We start from the raw sequence: 17,629 nt of genomic DNA on the forward strand, positions 1-17,629 counted from the left end.
ACCACACCCATGCGCGTCCACATCGGTGGAGACCACGCCGCCTTCGACCTCCACCAGGCCCTCGTCGAGCACCTGCGGGCCGCTGGGCACGAGGTCGTCGACCACGGGCCGCACACCCTCGACCCGCTCGACGACTACCCCGTGTTCGTCCTGCGCGCCGCCGAGGCCCTCCGGGACGACCTCGCCGCCGGGACCGAGGCCCGTGGCATCGTCCTCGGCGGCTCCGGCAACGGAGAGCAGATGGCGGCCAACAAGGTCGCCGGTATCCGGGCCGCCCTCTGCTACGACACCGAGCTCGCCCGGCTCGCGCGGGAGCACAACGACGCGCAGGTGATCTCCATCGGCGGCCGGATGCAGTCGGTCGAGGTCGCGATCGAGATGGTCGGTGTCTTCCTCACGACGGAGTTCACGGGCGAGGAGCGCCACCAGCGCCGGATCGACATGGTCGGCGCCTACGAGGCCGACGGGACCCTGCCGCCGCTGCCGCAGTGACGCACCCACCCGGCGTCCCGGGGCGTGGCCGGATCGGCCTTGCGGGACGGCGGTCGGGACGCCCCGACCTGGTCCGGCAGGACCTCGCAGCGGCGGGTGCCGCCCTCGCGACCGTCCCCGTCGTCGTGGTCACGATCGCCTTCCCCGCCGCGATGGCTGTCGCCCTGCTCACGCCGATCGTCGTCCTCGCCGGCCTCTTCCTGTCCGGCGGGCGCCTCGTCCTCGTCGACGCCGTCGTCCTCGCGGCCGTGGGCTGGGTCGTCCTCGACCACGGTGGTGCCCACCCGCACCTGCTGCTGGGGTCGATCGGCGTCCTGGGCGTCCTGGCGATCATGGCCCCGGTGTCCGCGGCGCGCGTCGAGCTGGGGCTCGGCGGCGTGCGGAGCGAGCACCTCCTCGTCGACCTGCGCGATCGCCTGCGTCGGCGTGGCCAGCTGCCGCAGCTCCCGCCCGGGTGGGTGGGTGGTCACGCCGCGCGCTCGGCGTACGGGCACGGGTTCAGCGGTGACCTCGTCGTCACCCACCTCGACAGGGGCGGGTCGCGGCTGCAGGTCCTCGTCGTCGACGTGTCGGGCAAGGGCGTCGACGCCACAGCCCGAGCCCTGCAGCTGCAGGCGGCCCTCGGTGGCCTGCTCGGCGCGGTGGCTCCCGACGCCATCCTCCCGGCGGCGAACGACTATCTCCTCGCCGAGGAGTGGCAGGACGGGTTCGCCACGGCCATCCACCTCGAGCTCCACCTGCGCACCGGGAGCGGGGCCGTCCGACGCGCCGGACACCCGCCGGCGGTGCTGCAGACCGGGGTGGGCGGCCCCCCCGAGGTGCTGGCGGGCCCGGGCGGACCGCTGCTCGGGGTGATCCCCGGCGCCGGCTTTCCCCGGATCGACATCGACCTCCCGCCCGGCGCGACGGTCGTGCTGCACACGGACGGCCTCGTCGAGATGCCCGGCGGGGGCATCGAGGCGGGGACGGCCTGGCTCTGCGCGCAGATCGAGGCGTCGCGTGACTTCGCCGGGCTCGCGGATCAGCTCGTGCGGACCGCGCCCACGGGGGAGGCCGATGACCGCGCCGCCGTCGTCCTCCACCGGTCTACCCTTCCGCGGTGAGCGAGCGCCCCTCCCTGCCCCCCGCCGAGCGTCCACGGTCGACCGTCCGGACGTTCACCCCGCGGTTCCGCCTGTCCCCGTTGACGCAGGAACGCATGGACACGCTCATGCCCCGGTACGAGGTGCCGGCGGGCCCGATCGACCCGGTGGCCGTGTTCGGGCGCAGCGCCCCGCTGGTCGTCGAGATCGGGTGCGGCCACGGGGCAGCCGCCATCGGGTACGCGCTCGCTCATCCCGAGCACGACATCGTCGCGATCGACGTCCACGTCCCGGGCATCGCCAGGATGATGGCGGCCGCGCAGGAGCGGGGCGTGCCGGGCAACCTCCGCGTCCGACGCGGTGATGGCATCGAGGTCCTCGAGGACGACGTCGCGCCGTCCTCCCTCGCCGCGATCCACCTGTTCTTCCCCGATCCCTGGCCGAAGAAGCGTCACGCCAAGCGGCGCTTCGTCCAGCAGCGAACGCTCGACCTCGTCGCCAGCCGGCTGGGCGAGCAGGGTGTGCTGCGGATCGCGACCGACCACGCCGTGTACGCAGAGCACGCGCGGGAGCAGCTCGCCGCGCACGGCGGCTTCGACGTGATCGAAGGGGTCCGCCCGGACTGGCGACCGACGGACGGTTTCGAGCAGAAGGGGATCGACGCCGGGCGGACGATCGTCGACCTCGAGGCCCGCGTGCGCCGGGACCGGCGCCTGGCACATCGGTCGGGCTGACAGGATTTGAACCTGCGACATCCTGCTCCCAAAGCAGGCGCGCTACCAAGCTGCGCCACAGCCCGCAGCCCCGTCCGCCGCGAGCGGCAGGGGGCAGCGAGTACAGTACCCGCGTGCCTCGCCGGGTCATCCGGCAGCGCGCGGGTGTAGCTCAATGGTAGAGCCCCAGTCTTCCAAACTGGCTACGCGGGTTCGATTCCCGTCACCCGCTCCACCGACGTGCTCCGGCCGCCACGGTGTCGTACAGGTCCTCGAGGGCGGCCGTTCGGCGGGCGATGTCGAAGGACCGTTCGACACGGACCCGTCCTGCCTCGCCCATCCGGGTCCGGAGCTCGCCATCGCCCAGCAGCCGGACGACGTGGCGGGCGGCCTCCTCCTCGTGCCCCTCGGCCGCGAGCAACCCCGTCACCCCGTGCTGCACGGCCTCACCGACCCCGCCGCTGTCGTACGCGACGACCGGCCGAGCCTGGGCCGCCGCCTCGAGGAACGTCATCCCGAACCCTTCGCGAGCACCCTCCTCGTCCACGCGGGACAACCCGACGAAGACCCGGCCGCTCGCCATGAGCCCGGGGACGTCCTGCGGCGGCACCAGCCCCGTCAGGTCGAGGGGCACGTCGAGCTCGGCCGCCGTGCGTTCGATGGCTGCTCGTTCCGGCCCGTCGCCGATCACCCGGACCGTCACCGGCCGGCCGAGCGCCTGGGCGGCGGCCGCGGCGCACCGGACGAGGTGGACCCCGCCCTTGAGCGGGATGAGCCGACCGACGAAGATGAGGTCGACGTCGGGCTCCCGCGCGACCCGCTCCGGCACGGGGATCCCGATCGGCAGGACCCGGATCGACTCGCTCGGCGCTCCCGCAGCGGCGGCCCGCCCGGCGAGGAAGTGGGACGGCGCGACCACGGCGTCGGCGGACCGCAGCACCTGAGGGACCCCCGTCCGGGCGCGATCGCCTCGGGTGCCGGGCCAGCGCAGCGCCCGGGTGACGTCCATGCCGTGCACCGTGACAACGAGGGGCATGCCCAGCTGACGGACGACCGGCAGCACGTCGATCGCCTCCGTCGCCCAGTGCACGTGGACCAGGTCGGGCGGGGTGGCAGACCACCGGTCCCGCAGGTCCTCGGGGCCCTCGAGGATGACGTCGCTCTCCCGCGCCAGCGCCGACTCGACCCGCCGGAACCCCGTGCACTCGACCTCCCACCGGGTGCACGCGTCCGTCTGGTTCCGCCTGAAGGTCTCCGACGGGGGGAGCCAGTCGCGCTTGTGGACGGCGACGCGTCGGCCCGGCGGTGGATTCACGACCCCGTTTCTACCCGCGGGCCCGGCGGGTCGCACCTTCGCCCTGCCCTAGACTCGATCGGAACCGTGCCGTCCCACCGAACCGAATCCTGGAGCGCCCGAACGTGAAGAGCAGCGTCGAGAAGATCAGCCCGACCCGGGTCACGATGACCGTCGAGGTCCCCGAGGAGGAGCTGAAGCCGTACGTCGACGACGCCCTGAAGTCCATCGGCCAGCAGATCCAGGTCCCGGGCTTCCGTGCGGGCAAGGTGCCCAGCCGGCTGATCGAGCAGCGCGTCGGCAAGGGCGCCGTCATGCAGGAGGCCGTGAACGCCGCGCTCCCCGAGTTCTGGGCGCAGGCTGCGGCGGAGAACGAGCTCCAGCCGATCGGCCAGCCCGAGGTCGACGTCACGGAGGTCCCGCTCGAGGACTCCACGCAGCTGACGTTCACCGTCGCGGTCGACGTCCGCCCCGAGATCACCCTGCCCGCCTACGCGTCGATGACGATCGAGGTCGACCCGGTGACCGTCTCGGACGAGGACGTCGAGGCCCGGATGACCGACCTGCGCGAGCGCTTCGGCTCCCTCACCGGCGTCGACCGCGCCGTCGAGGACGGCGACTTCGTCTCCATCGACCTCACGGCCTCCATCGACGGTGAGGAGATCGACTCCGTCGAGGGCATCTCGTACGAGGTCGGCAGCAAGACGATGCTCGAGGGCCTCGACGAGGCGCTCGTCGGCCTCGCCAAGGGCGAGTCCAAGGACTTCACGGCGCCCCTCGCTGGCGGCGAGCACGCTGGCAAGGACGCCGACTGCACCGTCGCCGTCCAGTCGGTCAAGGTCCGTGAGCTGCCCGAGGTCGACGACGACTTCGCGTCGATGGCCTCCGAGTTCGACACCGTCGAGGAGCTGCGTGCCGACCTGACCGCGCAGGCCGAGCAGCAGAAGAAGTTCGAGCAGGGTCTCCAGGCCCGGGACCGTCTCCTCGACGCGCTCCTCGAGCAGACGGAGATCGCGGTCCCCGAGTCGATCGTCGAGGACGAGGTGAAGAACCACCTCGAGGGCGAGGGTCGTGCGGACGACGCAGAGCACCGCGCCGAGGTCGAGGAGAACACCCGCAAGGCCATCCGGACCCAGTTCCTCCTCGACGAGATCGTCCGCGTCGAGGAGATCGAGGTCGGCCAGCAGGAGCTCGTCGAGTACCTGCTCATGCAGGCCCAGCAGTACGGGATGGACCCCAACCAGTTCGCCCAGCTCATCGACCAGCAGGACCAGATCCCCGCGATGATGGGCGAGGTGGCGCGCCGCAAGGGCCTGGCCGCCGTGCTCGACGGCGTCTCGGTCGTCGACACCGAGGGGACGCCGATCGACCTCGACGACCTCGTCCCGGACGCAGACCAGGACGATGAGACCGCGGACGCCGGCACCGAGCAGGTGTCTGAGGTCGAGCAGCCGTCCGACGGCGAGGGTGACGCGCAGCCCGGCGCAGGTGCCGAGCAGGAGTGACCCACCCCCGGACGCGATCGTCCGTGGTCACTGAGACGGCCCACCGAACAACCGCTCGAGCGGCGCCGGCCAGTCCGGCCAGCGCCTGAGAAATGCCGCCTTGGTCAGCGGCAGCTGATCCGATGCAGACGCCTGGCACTCACACCCGGTCACAGAGCACGCGAAGAGCGCGGTTTCAGGGGCGGGTGAGCGGTGCAGTGCTCCAGGGTGATCGCAGAGCTGACAGATGGTTCCGTAAGGCCGTCGAATCGTCATCGCGGCGCCCCCCCTATTGCTCACCGATACACCCCGGCGACGAGGAGAAGGATGCCGGTGACCCCGAGGGCAATCATCGCCTCCACCGCGTGCTTAGCGCCGCGGTACGAGAGCCGGTCGCGATTTCCGCCCGCCTCGTCACGGATCATGCTCCACACGGCGAGCGTGAGAGCAGCGGCGAGGGCCTGCAGACCGAGCGCAATCATCGCGTCTCCTTCTCAGTGGCTCCGACGTACGCAAAAGTGGCAGACGGGCGAGAGCGCCTAAGTCATACGCCCACCGCGCCACTCGCCGCGATCTGGCCGCAGCACATTGACATGCAAGTGATCGCTTGCCTATCTTGCGGTGTGAGCGACGTGTACAAGGCTCTGGCCGATTCCACTCGGCGGACCATCCTCGACGAACTCCTTGAGCGGGATCGGCAGACACTGTTCGAGCTCTGCGGCCGCTTGGCCTCGAGACACGGCCTCACTTCTTCACGCCAAGCCGTCTCACAGCACCTGGAGGTGTTGCAGGCGGCCGGGCTGGTGAAAGCGACCAAGGAGGGGCGGTACAAGTTTCACTCCATCGACACTGCCCCGCTGCGCACGATCACCGACCGATGGCCACCCCGCGAGAAAGCAGAAGGAACGCCCATGACCGAAGCACTGACGCACGGAACTCTCGAGAGCATCGACGGGCGGCCGTCGCTGCGGTTCGAACTATCGCTCAGCCACCCCATCGAACGCGTGTGGCAGGCGGTCAGCACGCCCTCTGAACTGGGCCGCGTCTTTCCCGGCGCTGCAGACTGGACACCCGCCGAGGGCGAAGTAGTTGACCTTGGCGGGATGTCTGTCGAGGTGACGCAGGTCGAAGCGCCGCACATATTGACCTGGGTCTTCGCTGACCAGCCACAGAGTTTCGAACTGACGAGAGAGGGTGACAGGACCCGCCTGGTTTTTACTCACGTCATCGACGACCTCCCATCGGCGCAGACGGCAGCCGGTTGGGAGATCTACCTCTCCCGGCTCGAGCCGCATCTCGATGGTGAGTACGTCTCCGATGAGCAGGCCCACAGGCGTTGGACCGAGATCCATGAGCGTTACGCCGAGCGCTTCGGGGTCGACCCGACGCCGGGGCGAGAGTGGGCAGCACAGAACCTCCCCGTCAGCGGGGGGTGACGCGTGAGGATCGCCATCACCAGCGTGTTTGTCGATGACCAAGCCGCTGCGGTGACCTTCTACACCGAGATTCTTGGCTTCGTGAAGAAGGTCGACGAACCCGCGGGTGAACACCGTTGGATCACCGTCGTCTCCCGTGACAACCCACAGGGTGTCGAACTTTTGCTCGAGCCCGTAGCGCACCCAGCGGTACCGCCCTACCGGGAAGCACTGGTGGCAGACGGGATCCCGGCTGCCCAGTTTCTCGTGCGCGACGTCCAGGCTGAGTACGAGCGGCTGCGCAACCGCGACGTGCTCTTTACTCAGCCACCGACCAAGATGGGCGCGACGACGACTGCCGTGTTCGACGACACGTGCGGAAACCTCATCCAGATTGCAGGCTCTCGATCCGGCGAACTCTAGCCCGGCTCGGGTGGGTGTGAATGCACGCGGAGCACAGACCGGGAGGTGCACGTCTATCTGACGCGCCCGCAGGTTCGACACCTTTCGCACAGGCGTATCCGAGTGAGCGAGCGGGCCCAGCGATGAGTTCTCGCGTGGCTCTGCGTCCAATGGGCGGTGGCCGCTGACTGCGGCCCGTCATTAACGCGAGGAGGATCCATGAAGGGCGCCACCGGGCTCTTCATCCCCAGCTGCACGCTCTTGCGAAAGCTCGTCGTAGAACCGCGGCGCCACCAGCGCGCTTCGCTCCTCATCTGTGGTCACTGCAACGCGTCATCGTCCTTGGCAACGTCGAGACCAGCCGGTGGACCGACAAGGACACCGGACAGGCCCGTACGGCGGAGCCTGACCCGCTTTCCCGGACACCTGAGCTGGGGCGATGATCGTCTCGGAGAGGAGTCTTGAAGATGCCTGCAGCCAAGCCGTTGGAGTTCCGTCGTCGGGCGGTGGCGTTGACCCGGGAGCCGGGCGCGTCGGTGGCTTCGATCGCGAAGGATCTGGGGATCAGCGAGTCGTGCCTGCGCCGGTGGATGGCCCGTGACGACGTCGATTCAGGGCGTAGGGAGGGCGTGTCGAGCGCCGAGCGGGAGGAGCTGGTGCGGCTGCGTCGGGAGAATCGTCGTCAGGCGATGGAGATCGAGATCCTCAAGCGCGCGTCGGCGTACTTCGCGCAGGAGAACGTTCTCCCAAAATGAGTACCGGCCTGGTCCGTGAGCTGGCCGCCGAGGGGTTTCCCGTGGCGGTGACCTGCCGGGTGCTGAACATTCCTCGCTCGTCGTACTACGACAGCCAGGGCCGGGCGCCCTCGGCGCGGGCGGCCCAGGACGCGGCCCTGAGCGCGACGATCGCGACAGTCCATGCAGCCTCGAGAGGCACGTACGGTGCGCCACGGGTGCATGCCGAGCTGCGCTTGGGGATGGGCGTGGCGGTCGGCCGCAAGCGCGTGGCCCGGTTGATGCGTCAGCAGGGGTTGGTGGGCGTGTGCCACCAGCGCAAGCGCACGGGCTGCCGGCCGACTCCGGCCACGCACGAGGACCTCGTGCAGCGCCGGTTCGTCGCGGACGCGCCCGACCGGGTCTGGTTCACCGACGTGACGCAGCACCGGGCCGCGGACGGGTGGGTGTACTGCTGCGCGGTCATCGACGCCTGCACCCGCAGGGTCGTGGGCTGGTCCATCGCCGACCACATCCGCTCCGAGCTGGTCGTGGACGCGCTGCAGATGGCCCGCTGGCAACGCCGGCCACCACCGGGCACGATCGTGCACTCGGACCGCGGGTCGGCCTACACCTCGTGGGTGTTCGGCCACCGGCTGCGGGAGGCAGGGCTGCTCGGCTCGATGGGTCGCGTCGCGTCGAGTGTCGACAACGCCCTTATCGAGTCGTTCTGGTCGACGATGCAACGCGAGCTGCTCGACCGCCGGCACTGGACCAGCCGCGTCGAGCTGGCCTCGGCGATCTTCGAGTGGATCGAGGGCTGGTACAACCCCCGCCGTCGCCACTCCGGGCTCGGCTACCTCAGCCCTCACGAATACGAAGCGCTTCACACCGTGCCGCTAACCGCGGCATGATCAACACACCGAAACTGTCCGGGAAACCGGGTCAGGCTCCGCCTGCTGTGGCGCACCAGCGGCCACAGCACGAGGACGACGGCAGTGCCAGCAAAAAACCACCTCGCCGCAGCAGTCGGGGCGAAGAGAGCCCCGGCAATCGCGAACACCAAGGAGATGCCCGTGGCGATCGCCTCGATCAATCTGTCCTCGCGGCCTGTGGTCACTGAGCCCCCTCCCGCTTGCTCCGCTCGTTCGCGACGTCGACGAGGCGAGAGACCCAGCGGTTCAGCTCCGCATCGCGCAGCTCGGCATCCGTCCGCGGGCGCCACTGTCGACCCGCCGGCTTCTGCCCCTCGTACTTCACGAAGAGGTTGCCGATGTGGCTCCTCAGGCCGCTCTCGTGGCTCTCCAGCGCGGCCGTCGAGGCCCCTGCCAGGTCACCGGACCACGCGGGCGCGCCGGGGTGCCGGCCTTCGGCATCTCGCTCGTTGTCGTCGGTCATTGGGACCCCTCCTCCTGCGCCTTGGCGCGCTTGATCGTGCGGTACACGGTTGCCCGAGAGACGTTGTAGTCCTCGGCGAGTTGGCCCACGGTCGCGGTGCCGGCCTCGTAGTCCTGGAGCAGCTTCTTCGTGCGGCGCTCGTTGAGCTTCGGCGGCTTCCCGTTAAGCCGGCCCTGCTCGCGCGCGATCGCCAAACCTTCCAGCGTGCGCTGCCGGTTCAAGTCGGCCTCGAACTCGGCGACCATCGCCAGCGCGTTGAACAGGAACTTCCCGACCGGGTCCTCCGGGTCGTGCAGCGACGGGCCCAACTGGAGCGCCGCGCCCTTCTCGTAGACCTGACCGACGAGGTCGCGTGCGTCAGGCACCGACCGCGCTAGGCGGTCAAGCTTGGTCACCACGAGCACGTCTCCCGGACGAAGGGCGGCGATCGCCTGAGTGAGCCCCGGCCGGTTCTTCATCGACCTGCCGGTGCGCTTGTCGGTGTAGATCCGATCGGCGTCGACGCCCAGATCGGCCAGACCCTTCAACTGGGCAGCAAGGTCCTGCCGCTCAGTTGAGACGCGTGCGTAGCCGATGAGCATCGACCCCTCCTCTTGTCGCGTTTAATGGGCGTTACTGCGAGACTAACGCGGGCGGGCAAATGCGACGTCTTCGCGTTGAGCCGTGCTGTGGAGTTGATCGGTGGATGGCGTGCTTCTGGTGGGGGTGAGTGGCGTTAGCTGGTGATGAGGGTGCTGGCGGCTGCTTCGATGACGTCGTCGGTGATGGTGTCGAGTTGGTTGATCTTCAGGACGCGTCCGATTTGGGGGAAGAGGCGCTCGAGGAGGCGGAAGTTGCCTCGGGTGATGCGTTCGATCGCGGCGATGGCCTGGGCGTCGGTGAAGTCTTCGGGGTCGAGGGTGCGGCCGAGGCGCTTCCAGTGGCAGGTCAGGACGAACAGCAGTTCCTCGCGCGCGAGGGCGCGGTAGCGGTGGGAGAACCCGAGGCGGCTGTAGAGCTGGGGGTAGTGGCGGAACCGCTGGTCGATGCCGGGCATCCCGATGAACATGAGGGCGACGTGGTGGCGGTCGTGGAGGTCTCGGAGTAGCTCGAGTGAGGTCGGCGTGAGACGTTCGGCCTCGTCGATGATGATCAGCTCGGTGAAGTCGATGGTGCGGGGAACTTCGGTGGTCGTGATCTTCCCGATCGCGCAGAGATGCTCGTAGATCAGCACTCCGACCTTGCCGCGGTAGAACTCGATGTCGCGCATGAGATCGCGGTGCTTGGCGAGGACCTCTGGGGTGTAGAACACGGTGCGGGAGCGGTGGGCGGCGGCGTAGTGTTTCAGGTCGGCCTCGCTGCGTGGCCCCCAGGCTTGGATGAAGGGTTCGAGGGTGTCCCAGTGGGCGTACCGGCGGGCGGACTGCGTCTTACCAACCCCGGCCTCGCCGTGGCAGATGCCGATGGTGACGTCCTTGCGGATGGCGCCGGCGAACTCGGTGAAGCGGCGGTGTTCCTTGGTGACGATGAAGTCGCGGTTCATCTACTCGTCCTCTTCGTAGGTCTTCAGGCGCTTCCTGGGCCGTCGCGCGGGAGCGGGCGGGTCGTCAGGGGGTCGTGGAGTCGTGGGGATGCGGTCGTTGATGTCTTTGCGCAGTTGCCGGCGGCGGGCTCGTCGGGCGGTTTCGATGTCGTGGAGGCTGTAGCGCTGGTTGGGGTGGGCTTCGTCAATCGCTGTGCATACGAAGGAGTCGTGGTCGTAGACCCGGATCTCGGACAGGTCCCGGGGGTCGTAGCGGATGGTGACCGTGCGCCCGACGAACGAGGCGAGCGTGGGCGAGAGGTAGCGCTGGCCTTGGAAGTGGATCCCGTCGCGCTGGACGGTGCGATGCTTGGAGACCCGCAGAAGTAGCCCGTCGAGCTCTTCGAGACTCTCGGGGAGTCGCGCCAGCCATCCCTCAGCGATCCAGGCCACCTTCGGGCTCGTGCGGATCGCGGTGTGCGTGCGCTGGTTGTACTGGCCGACGAACTCCCCGACGGCTCGGTCGAGACCAGGAAGGTCCAGCACCGGCACGGGGTGTGGGTGTCCAGGGGTGAGGCGCCCGGGCAGGGTCGCGAGCAGTTCGGTGTTGACGGTGTGGAAGAACCGCTCGATCTTTCCTCTGCCCTGGGGGCGGGCGACGGCGGAGTGGATGATGCGGATCTTCAACGCGATCGCGGTGTACTCGAGATGATGGCTGGTGAAGTCGCTGCCATGGTCGACGTAGAGCACGTCCGGGATGCCGCACATCGGCCAGGCGGGGTCGCTCTTGGGCCAGATCGCTTGGCGCAGCGCCAATGCGGTGTTCATCGCCGAGGGCGCACCCTCGAAGACCATGTACCCGCAGATCGCCCGCGAGAAGTCGTCCATGACCGTGGTCAACCAGGGCCTGGATGGTCTCCCGCTGGGGTCCTTGATGAGGATGTCGAGCTCGGTGTGGTCGACCTGCCACAGGGCATTGGGCTGCTCTGCACGATGGCGGAAGACGAGCTCGTGGCGATCCCGGTAGGACGCTGGCCCCTCAAGCGCGAGCGTCACCATCGCTGGATCCAATGCCTGCACGACCGACCGCACCGTCGCGTAGCTCGGCGTGCTCACGCCTCGTTGTGCAGCCTCGGCTACGGCCAGGCGGTGCAGCGTCGCGATGGTCGGGCGAGGCTTGGTCAGAGCCAGGTGCTCCACGAACGCCAGCAGCTCAGGCGCGGTCCGACGCACGCCGGCATCGGCGCGCTGCGCCCGCTCAAGAGCCGAGATGCCACCTGTCCGGTAGAGGCTGTGCCAACGCGAGAGCGTTCGCTCTCCCACTCCGGTCTCCCGAGCGAGGCTCGCCAGTGGGATGCCGTCTTCGACGTGGAGCCGCAGGATCTTCCACTTCTGCGGCCCGTCCATGTCACGCCTGCGCGATGCTCTCGCGAGCGGCGGCGTCCCGCTGGTGGCGGTAGAGCGTCGCCCGTGACCATCCCACCAGGCGCGCCGCCTCCTCAGCGGTGCGCCCCTTCGCTCTCTCTTCGGCAGCGATCGCGAGCTTGCGATCCACGACCTCCGGGTTCACGGGCGGCCGGCCGAATTTCGTGCCCTGGGCCCGGGCTGCTGCGATTCCCGCGTTGACGCGCTCGGTGATCAGCTCGCGTTCGTACTCCGCCAGTGTTGCCAGCATCCCGAGCATTAGCCGGCCCGACGACGTCTCGGGATCGATCCCGTCGGAGACCGACTGGATCTTCACGCCGCTGTCCCGCAGCAGGTTCACGGTGTTGAGCACGTCGATCAGCGACCGGCCCAGTCGGTCGATCCGCCAGACCACCACCGTGTCCCCAGGCTCCGCGTAGGCCAGGAGCTTCTTCATGCCCGGACGCTCCGCTGCGCTTTTCGCCCCGGATGTCACGTCCGAGAACACGTCCCGCTTTTGCACGCCGGCGGCAAGGAGAGCGTCGAGCTGCAGTGCCGGGTCCTGCCCCGCCGTCGACACTCGCGTGTACCCCAGAAGCCTCATTGCCACATGATGCCCCATAAAATCGCTCCGTCGGAAGATCTGAGACGAAGAACGGTGCGACGACTTCTCGAGACACTCCGGCCAACTGTCGGCCCAGCTCGAGACGATCCGCCCGCCACCCGAGCGGATGTCTCACAAAACTGTACCTTCACGAGATGCTTGGTCATCCGGCCGGATATGCAAGAACCATCGAGCGGAGAATCAACCTCTTGATACTCTTGCGGCATGAGGATCATCGTGTGTGGGGGCAGGTATGGGTGGTCTCGCGCTGGCACACGGACTCTCGGGGAAGGCTGAGGTCGTAGTTGTAGAGCAGGATGTCGCTGCCGCGGACGTCGATAGCGCCCACCCGTCGATGGCGAGCGCGGCGATCCATTCCTCGTCGCTCAAGGCGTCGCTCTCGGGCCGGGTGATCGGCGAGAGCTTCTGGGCCGCCAGCGCCGCCCCGCTGGAGATGGTGAACCCGGTGAGCAGGACCGAGCGCAGCAACGCCGCACTGCGCCGGTCGTCGCTGTACAACTCGAGCATCGACCGCACTCCCTCAATGGACGGTTCGAGGTGCAGCGGTGCCAGGTCGTCGAACCCGTCGCTGGCAACCCGGTCAAGGATGACGACGAGCAGCTCGTCAACCGTGCCATACATGCTGACGAGCCAGTCGAGGTCGCGTCCGGAGACCTTCGCGACCCGCGCGAGGGTCACGGACTGGATCCCGCCGTGCTGGATGAGGGTGAAGACGGCATCGAGCAGGGGCTGCTCGTCGCGCAGAGGGAACTGCTCCCATCGTGGCGAGGACGATCCGAGGCGTCGGCGAGGTGCCGGCAGACCGCAGTACCGCGCGATCGTGCCCAGCGTGCGGTCCCACCACCGCTCGGTGTCGGGGTACACCTGGGCGTACCAGCCCAGTGCGCAGCCCTCGAGTGCGAGGTAGGCGACACCGGCGCGCGGGTCTCGGGCAGTCGCCGGCGCCACGGTGTCGACCGCCCGCTGCAGGCGGCGCTGCAGCGCTGATCTGACCTGCTGGTGGACGCGTCGAGTCGGGTGGGTCTCGTGGGCCTGGGTCATCGGTGCTCACCTCCTGCGGGCTCTGCGTGCTCGCACGAGCGCGCCGAGCAGGGTGAAGTAGGCGGTGCGGTCGGTCTCGCGAAGCCGTGCGAGCCGCTGAACGAGCGACGGCGTGCGGCGGACCCCCACGTCTCGCTCCCGACGGTTCTCGGTCATGTCGTGCACCGGTCGTGTCGGAGGGCCGTCTGACTGACGGTCATCGTCACCTCCCTCAGTGCTCACGGTCGGCGGTGGACTGCGTCGGGCGGATGAGCTTCCACCCCAGGACGCCGGCGACCACCATGAGCCCGGCGCCGGTGAACAACGTGACCTGCATGCCCGAGACGAACGCCTCGCGCACGGATTCCACGAGGTACGGGTCGGTGACGACGGCGAGCGCGCCCGCCAGGGAGTCCTCGACCTGCGCGAGAACGTCGGCCGGCAGGTCGAGGTCGCGCACGTTGGCGGTGTATGCGGCGGCCTGGATCGAGCCCATGACGGCGATGCCCACGGCGATGCCGAACTCGTAGGCGGTCTCGCTGACCGCCGAGGCGGATCCCGCTCGGGAGGCGGGTACGGCGCCGACGACGGCGTCGGTGGTCAAGGTGTACGCGAGGCCGGCGCCCAGACCGATGACGGCGAGCCCGACAGCGATCCAGGTGTAGCTGCCGGAGCTCTCGGCGAACGCGATCGTGACGAGCCCGGCGGCGCCGAGCACCAGGCCGATCCCGACCGACCGGTTGACGCCCAGGCGGCGCGCGGCGACGCCGGCGAACAGCGGCACGAACAGCATCGCCAGGGCCAGCGGGAGCTCGCGCAGACCCGCGGCGAGCGGGCTGTGCCCCTCCACGAGCTGCAGGTACTGGGAGAAGAAGAACAGCAGGCCGCTCATCGCGAACACTGCCACGAACGTCCCGACGATGGCGCCGGTGAACGATCGGGACCGGAACAGCGAGACGTCGATCAGCGGGAACGCCAAGGTCCGCTGGCGGCGCACGAACACCCACAGCGCCACGGCGCCGAGGACGAAGGACAGCGCGAACGGCACGGTGAGCCCGTCCTTCGCGACGGTCTTGACCGCGAAGACCAGCGCGACCGCGCCGGCGATGGACAGTCCCGCGCTGGGCAGGTCGAACGGTCCGGGTGCGGGATGCCGGGACTCGGGCAGCAGCGGGATACCGACCGCGAGCAGGATCAGCATGACGGGGATGTTGATCAGGAAAACCGAGCCCCACCAGAACTGCTCGAGCAGCGCGCCACCGACGAGCGGGCCGAGTGCCGCGCCGCCGCTGGCGCCGGCGGCCCACAGCGCGATCGCGCGGGTGCGCTGCTGGCGGTGGGTGAACATCGAGCGGATCAACGACAGCGTCGAGGGCATGATCGTGGCGCCGGCGATGCCCAGTGCGGCTCGTGCCGCGATGAGGACCCCGGCGGTGGGGGCAAACGCGCCGACCGCCGAGGCGATCCCGAACACGGTGGCGCCGATCAGCAGCACCTTCTTCCGCCCGAACCGGTCCGCGACGTTGCCCATCGTGATGAGCAGCCCGGCCAGCACGAGCGAGTAGACGTCCCCCACCCACAGCAGCTCGGTGGAGGTGGCCCCCAGGTCGGCGGCCAGGGACGGGATCGCCAGTGCGAGCACGGTGCCGTCGATCGCGAGCAGCGTGACGGCCAGGACGAGGACGCCGAGCCCGAGCCAGGCGCGCAACGGCGCCCGCTGCTCCGACGGCCCGACGGTCGCGGCAAGGTCGCGGACGTGGTCGTTGGTGGTCATGCGTCCTCGTTCCGGATGCCCAGCAGGGCGGTCAGGGCGCTGGTCAGCGCCGAGCGGTCCAGGGGGGTGCCGGTCAGCAAGGCGTGCAAGCTCGCGCCGTCGACAAAGACGGCGATGTTGCGGGCGGTCACCGGGTCGGTCCACTGCGAGACCATCTCGACGAACCCGTCGAACCAGCGCAGGGCTAGGCGCCGTAGCGCGGGATCGTGCGCGGCGTTGCTGTACAGGGCGGCGTCCGCGCGGACCTGGTCGGCGTCGCTGAGGTAGTCGTGCAGCAAGCCGGCCAGCACGGCGGGATCCCCGTCTGCCGCGGCGAGCTCCTGCTGCATCTGCGCAAGCTCGGTTACGAGCTCGTTGGCCAGGTGCTCCAGTGCCGCCGCGCGCAGCTCATCGAGGGAGGCGAAGTAGTAGGTGGTCGACCCCAGAGGGATCTGAGCGCGTGCCGCCACCAGTCGATGGGTGAGGTCGCCGGACTCGACGAGGAGGTCCGCCGCGGCCTGGACGATCGCGCCTCGGCGCGCTTCGGGGTCACGTGGGCTCTTCTGCGTGCTGGCCCGCTCCTCCGGATTACTCATCGGGGTCTCCTCCGTACGGCCTTCGCCACCCTGGGTCTGTACCTGTACTAATGTACATGTACAGCGTACAGGTTCACAGAGTCCTCCCGCGCTCGTCGGCGGGAGCATCACGGACGGAGCGAGGATGGCGCGACGGCCCAGGAAGCGCCTGAAGACCTACGAAGAGGACGAGTAGATGAACCGCGACTTCATCGTCACCAAGGAACACCGCCGCTTCACCGAGTTCGCCGGCGCCATCCGCAAGGACGTCACCATCGGCATCTGCCACGGCGAGGCCGGGGTTGGTAAGACGCAGTCCGCCCGCCGGTACGCCCACTGGGACACCCTCGAACCCTTCATCCAAGCCTGGGGGCCACGCAGCGAGGCCGACCTGAAACACTACGCCGCCGCCCACCGCTCCCGCACCGTGTTCTACACCCCAGAGGTCCTCGCCAAGCACCGCGATCTCATGCGCGACATCGAGTTCTACCGCGGCAAGGTCGGAGTGCTGATCTACGAGCATCTCTGCGCGATCGGGAAGATCACGACCACCGAAGTTCCCCGCACCATCGACTTCACCGAGCTGATCATCATCGACGAGGCCGAACGTCTCACGCCGACCTCACTCGAGCTACTCCGAGACCTCCACGACCGCCACCACGTCGCCCTCATGTTCATCGGGATGCCCGGCATCGACCAGCGGTTCCGCCACTACCCCCAGCTCTACAGCCGCCTCGGGTTCTCCCACCGCTACCGCGCCCTCGCGCGCGAGGAACTGCTGTTCGTCCTGACCTGCCACTGGAAGCGCCTCGGCCGCACCCTCGACCCCGAAGACTTCACCGACGCCCAGGCCATCGCCGCGATCGAACGCATCACCCGAGGCAACTTCCGCCTCCTCGAGCGCCTCTTCCCCCAAATCGGACGCGTCCTGAAGATCAACCAACTCGACACCATCACCGACGACGTCATCGAAGCAGCCGCCAGCACCCTCATCACCAGCTAACGCCACTCACCCCCACCAGAAGCACGCCATCCACCGATCAACTCCACACCNATCGGACGCGTCCTGAAGATCAACCAACTCGACACCATCACCGACGACGTCATCGAAGCAGCCGCCAGCACCCTCATCACCAGCTAACGCCACTCACCCCCACCAGAAGCACGCCATCCACCGATCAACTCCACACCGTGCGACGAACGGTCGAGGCGTCGGAGATGTCGCATTTGACGATCGTCAACGCGCAATGCCGCGGCCGACGGGCAGGTTGGGCCCGCTGGTCGGGCAAGGTTCTACGATCGGGTGGTGCTCCCACAGCAGTCGACCTCGCCGGCACCGTTGTCGGCTTCCGCGATTCGAGAAGCGATGGCAGGTCGTTTCCGGGCGCGAGGTGCTGCTGCGGCGCGATATCTCCTGGCTGTCCGCCGAGGCACGAGCTGGGAAGGTCTTCATCGCCGCACCTGCGGCCATCGATTGACCAACCCCCAGATGTGGGCGGCCCGTCCATTCGTCTAGGCTACTCTAAGATAATGCCGATAATTCCCCTCATGTCAGGTGCAGGTGGTTGGGTCCTGGCACTCCCTGGCCCACCAGCAGGCGCGGTGCGGCTGCTGGAAGTTGCCGAGGGAACTACTTGGGGTCATCGAGGACTTGACCTCGGGGACGCCACCGAACTGCGACCGCGCGCGATTGCTCGCCGGTGCGTCCGTCACCGGCAACGCCGTCGAGTGGGTCGCCACGAGCATCGGAAGCGGCAT

General features: G+C 68.8%; 20 protein-coding genes and 2 tRNA genes. 10 read left to right on the plus strand and 12 right to left on the minus strand.

Features of this window, described 5'->3' with window-relative positions; all coding sequences use genetic code 11:
- Positions 1–9: 9 nt before the first annotated feature.
- The 3 genes from DAA34_RS07195 to trmB are packed head-to-tail and all read left to right on the plus strand — an operon-like array spanning position 10 to position 2,308.
- Positions 10–492 (plus strand): ribose-5-phosphate isomerase, encoded by a 483-nt coding sequence (locus DAA34_RS07195; protein WP_106818242.1) that lies wholly within the window; start codon positions 10–12, stop codon positions 490–492.
- Positions 489–1,595: a PP2C family protein-serine/threonine phosphatase gene (locus DAA34_RS07200; protein WP_106818243.1), complete on the plus strand. Its 1,107-nt coding sequence runs from the start codon at positions 489–491 to the stop codon at positions 1,593–1,595. The genes DAA34_RS07195 and DAA34_RS07200 overlap by 4 nt, the downstream gene beginning before the upstream one ends.
- Positions 1,592–2,308 (plus strand): tRNA (guanosine(46)-N7)-methyltransferase TrmB, encoded by a 717-nt coding sequence (gene trmB / locus DAA34_RS07205; RefSeq protein ID WP_234354156.1) that lies wholly within the window; start codon positions 1,592–1,594, stop codon positions 2,306–2,308. The genes DAA34_RS07200 and trmB overlap by 4 nt, the downstream gene beginning before the upstream one ends.
- Here trmB and DAA34_RS07210 read toward each other — a convergent pair.
- Positions 2,300–2,373, minus strand: a tRNA-Pro gene (locus DAA34_RS07210). The genes trmB and DAA34_RS07210 overlap by 9 nt on opposite strands.
- Positions 2,374–2,448: 75 nt before the next feature.
- On the opposite strand from DAA34_RS07210, the gene DAA34_RS07215 reads away from it, so the two are divergent.
- Positions 2,449–2,522 (plus strand) — tRNA-Gly (locus DAA34_RS07215).
- Here the strand turns inward: DAA34_RS07215 and DAA34_RS07220 are convergent.
- A complete protein-coding gene (locus DAA34_RS07220; protein WP_158707665.1) occupies positions 2,511–3,602 on the minus strand; it encodes a glycosyltransferase in 1,092 nt (363 codons plus the stop codon). The genes DAA34_RS07215 and DAA34_RS07220 overlap by 12 nt on opposite strands.
- Positions 3,603–3,706: 104 nt before the next feature.
- Here DAA34_RS07220 and tig point away from each other — a divergent pair, with 104 nt between their 5' ends.
- A complete protein-coding gene (tig, locus tag DAA34_RS07225; RefSeq protein ID WP_106818245.1) occupies positions 3,707–5,086 on the plus strand; it encodes a trigger factor in 1,380 nt (459 codons plus the stop codon).
- 275 nt (positions 5,087–5,361) lie between these two features.
- Here tig and DAA34_RS07230 read toward each other — a convergent pair whose 3' ends face one another.
- Positions 5,362–5,547, minus strand: a complete 186-nt coding sequence (locus tag DAA34_RS07230) for a hypothetical protein (protein ID WP_106818246.1) — start codon at positions 5,545–5,547, stop codon at positions 5,362–5,364.
- Between the two features lie 141 nt (positions 5,548–5,688).
- On the opposite strand from DAA34_RS07230, the gene DAA34_RS12290 reads away from it, so the two are divergent.
- The 4 genes from DAA34_RS12290 (at position 5,689) to DAA34_RS07255 (ending at position 8,509) form a co-directional block, all read left to right on the plus strand.
- A complete protein-coding gene (locus DAA34_RS12290) occupies positions 5,689–6,501 on the plus strand; it encodes an ArsR/SmtB family transcription factor (protein WP_199847437.1) in 813 nt (270 codons plus the stop codon).
- A gap of 3 nt (positions 6,502–6,504) precedes the next feature.
- On the plus strand, positions 6,505–6,903 hold the full coding sequence (locus tag DAA34_RS07245; protein WP_106818247.1) for a VOC family protein: 399 nt from the start codon (positions 6,505–6,507) through the stop codon (positions 6,901–6,903).
- A gap of 446 nt (positions 6,904–7,349) precedes the next feature.
- The gene (locus tag DAA34_RS07250; RefSeq protein WP_106818248.1) at positions 7,350–7,637 is read left to right on the plus strand and encodes a transposase; all 288 of its coding nucleotides are present in this window, start codon (positions 7,350–7,352) and stop codon (positions 7,635–7,637) included.
- The gene (locus DAA34_RS07255; RefSeq protein ID WP_106818249.1) at positions 7,634–8,509 is read left to right on the plus strand and encodes an IS3 family transposase; all 876 of its coding nucleotides are present in this window, start codon (positions 7,634–7,636) and stop codon (positions 8,507–8,509) included. The genes DAA34_RS07250 and DAA34_RS07255 overlap by 4 nt, the downstream gene beginning before the upstream one ends.
- A gap of 202 nt (positions 8,510–8,711) precedes the next feature.
- On the opposite strand, the gene DAA34_RS07265 is transcribed toward DAA34_RS07255, so the two are convergent.
- From DAA34_RS07265 to DAA34_RS07300, 8 genes are all read right to left on the minus strand, one after another.
- Positions 8,712–8,993, minus strand: a complete 282-nt coding sequence (locus DAA34_RS07265; protein WP_106818251.1) for a hypothetical protein — start codon at positions 8,991–8,993, stop codon at positions 8,712–8,714.
- Positions 8,990–9,574, minus strand: a complete 585-nt coding sequence (locus tag DAA34_RS07270; RefSeq protein WP_106818252.1) for a recombinase family protein — start codon at positions 9,572–9,574, stop codon at positions 8,990–8,992. Before DAA34_RS07270 ends, DAA34_RS07265 begins: the two co-directional genes overlap by 4 nt.
- Before the next feature lie 134 nt (positions 9,575–9,708).
- Positions 9,709–10,515 carry an AAA family ATPase gene (locus DAA34_RS07275; RefSeq protein WP_106818253.1) on the minus strand — a complete coding sequence of 269 codons (807 nt, stop codon included), beginning with the start codon at positions 10,513–10,515 and terminating at the stop codon, positions 9,709–9,711.
- Complete coding sequence (locus DAA34_RS07280) at positions 10,516–11,901, minus strand: Mu transposase C-terminal domain-containing protein (protein ID WP_106818254.1); 1,386 nt, start codon at positions 11,899–11,901, stop codon at positions 10,516–10,518.
- Position 11,902: 1 nt separating this feature from the next.
- Positions 11,903–12,502 (minus strand): recombinase family protein, encoded by a 600-nt coding sequence (locus DAA34_RS07285; RefSeq protein WP_106818255.1) that lies wholly within the window; start codon positions 12,500–12,502, stop codon positions 11,903–11,905.
- A gap of 201 nt (positions 12,503–12,703) precedes the next feature.
- On the minus strand, positions 12,704–13,564 hold the full coding sequence (locus tag DAA34_RS07290; RefSeq protein ID WP_106818256.1) for a hypothetical protein: 861 nt from the start codon (positions 13,562–13,564) through the stop codon (positions 12,704–12,706).
- A gap of 211 nt (positions 13,565–13,775) precedes the next feature.
- Positions 13,776–15,317: an MFS transporter gene (locus tag DAA34_RS07295; RefSeq protein WP_106818257.1), complete on the minus strand. Its 1,542-nt coding sequence runs from the start codon at positions 15,315–15,317 to the stop codon at positions 13,776–13,778.
- The gene (locus DAA34_RS07300; RefSeq protein WP_106818258.1) at positions 15,314–15,892 is read right to left on the minus strand and encodes a TetR/AcrR family transcriptional regulator; all 579 of its coding nucleotides are present in this window, start codon (positions 15,890–15,892) and stop codon (positions 15,314–15,316) included. Before DAA34_RS07300 ends, DAA34_RS07295 begins: the two co-directional genes overlap by 4 nt.
- A 175-nt stretch (positions 15,893–16,067) precedes the next feature.
- Here DAA34_RS07300 and DAA34_RS07305 point away from each other — a divergent pair, with 175 nt between their 5' ends.
- Positions 16,068–16,874 carry an AAA family ATPase gene (locus tag DAA34_RS07305; protein WP_106818253.1) on the plus strand — a complete coding sequence of 269 codons (807 nt, stop codon included), beginning with the start codon at positions 16,068–16,070 and terminating at the stop codon, positions 16,872–16,874.
- 548 nt (positions 16,875–17,422) lie between these two features.
- Here DAA34_RS07305 and DAA34_RS07315 read toward each other — a convergent pair.
- Positions 17,423–17,629: a hypothetical protein gene (locus DAA34_RS07315; RefSeq protein WP_106818259.1), complete on the minus strand. Its 207-nt coding sequence runs from the start codon at positions 17,627–17,629 to the stop codon at positions 17,423–17,425.

Source organism: Janibacter massiliensis, from assembly GCF_900289115.1.
GTDB classification, from domain to species: Bacteria; Actinomycetota; Actinomycetes; order Actinomycetales; family Dermatophilaceae; genus Janibacter_A; species Janibacter_A massiliensis.

Excerpts from the sequence above, each read along its gene's own strand:
- DAA34_RS07195 (WP_106818242.1), top strand. The coding sequence starts at position 10 with ATGCGCGTCCACATCGGTGGAGACCACGCCGCCTTCGACCTCCACCAG.
- DAA34_RS07230 (WP_106818246.1), bottom strand. The coding sequence starts at position 5,547 with ATGATTGCGCTCGGTCTGCAGGCCCTCGCCGCTGCTCTCACGCTCGCC.
- DAA34_RS07250 (WP_106818248.1), top strand. The coding sequence starts at position 7,350 with ATGCCTGCAGCCAAGCCGTTGGAGTTCCGTCGTCGGGCGGTGGCGTTG.
- DAA34_RS07255 (WP_106818249.1), top strand. The coding sequence starts at position 7,634 with ATGAGTACCGGCCTGGTCCGTGAGCTGGCCGCCGAGGGGTTTCCCGTG.
- DAA34_RS07265 (WP_106818251.1), bottom strand. The coding sequence starts at position 8,993 with ATGACCGACGACAACGAGCGAGATGCCGAAGGCCGGCACCCCGGCGCG.
- DAA34_RS07270 (WP_106818252.1), bottom strand. The coding sequence starts at position 9,574 with ATGCTCATCGGCTACGCACGCGTCTCAACTGAGCGGCAGGACCTTGCT.
- DAA34_RS07275 (WP_106818253.1), bottom strand. The coding sequence starts at position 10,515 with ATGAACCGCGACTTCATCGTCACCAAGGAACACCGCCGCTTCACCGAG.
- DAA34_RS07280 (WP_106818254.1), bottom strand. The coding sequence starts at position 11,901 with ATGGACGGGCCGCAGAAGTGGAAGATCCTGCGGCTCCACGTCGAAGAC.
- DAA34_RS07285 (WP_106818255.1), bottom strand. The coding sequence starts at position 12,502 with ATGAGGCTTCTGGGGTACACGCGAGTGTCGACGGCGGGGCAGGACCCG.
- DAA34_RS07290 (WP_106818256.1), bottom strand. The coding sequence starts at position 13,564 with ATGACCCAGGCCCACGAGACCCACCCGACTCGACGCGTCCACCAGCAG.
- DAA34_RS07295 (WP_106818257.1), bottom strand. The coding sequence starts at position 15,317 with ATGACCACCAACGACCACGTCCGCGACCTTGCCGCGACCGTCGGGCCG.
- DAA34_RS07300 (WP_106818258.1), bottom strand. The coding sequence starts at position 15,892 with ATGAGTAATCCGGAGGAGCGGGCCAGCACGCAGAAGAGCCCACGTGAC.
- DAA34_RS07305 (WP_106818253.1), top strand. The coding sequence starts at position 16,068 with ATGAACCGCGACTTCATCGTCACCAAGGAACACCGCCGCTTCACCGAG.
- DAA34_RS07315 (WP_106818259.1), bottom strand. The coding sequence starts at position 17,629 with ATGCCGCTTCCGATGCTCGTGGCGACCCACTCGACGGCGTTGCCGGTG.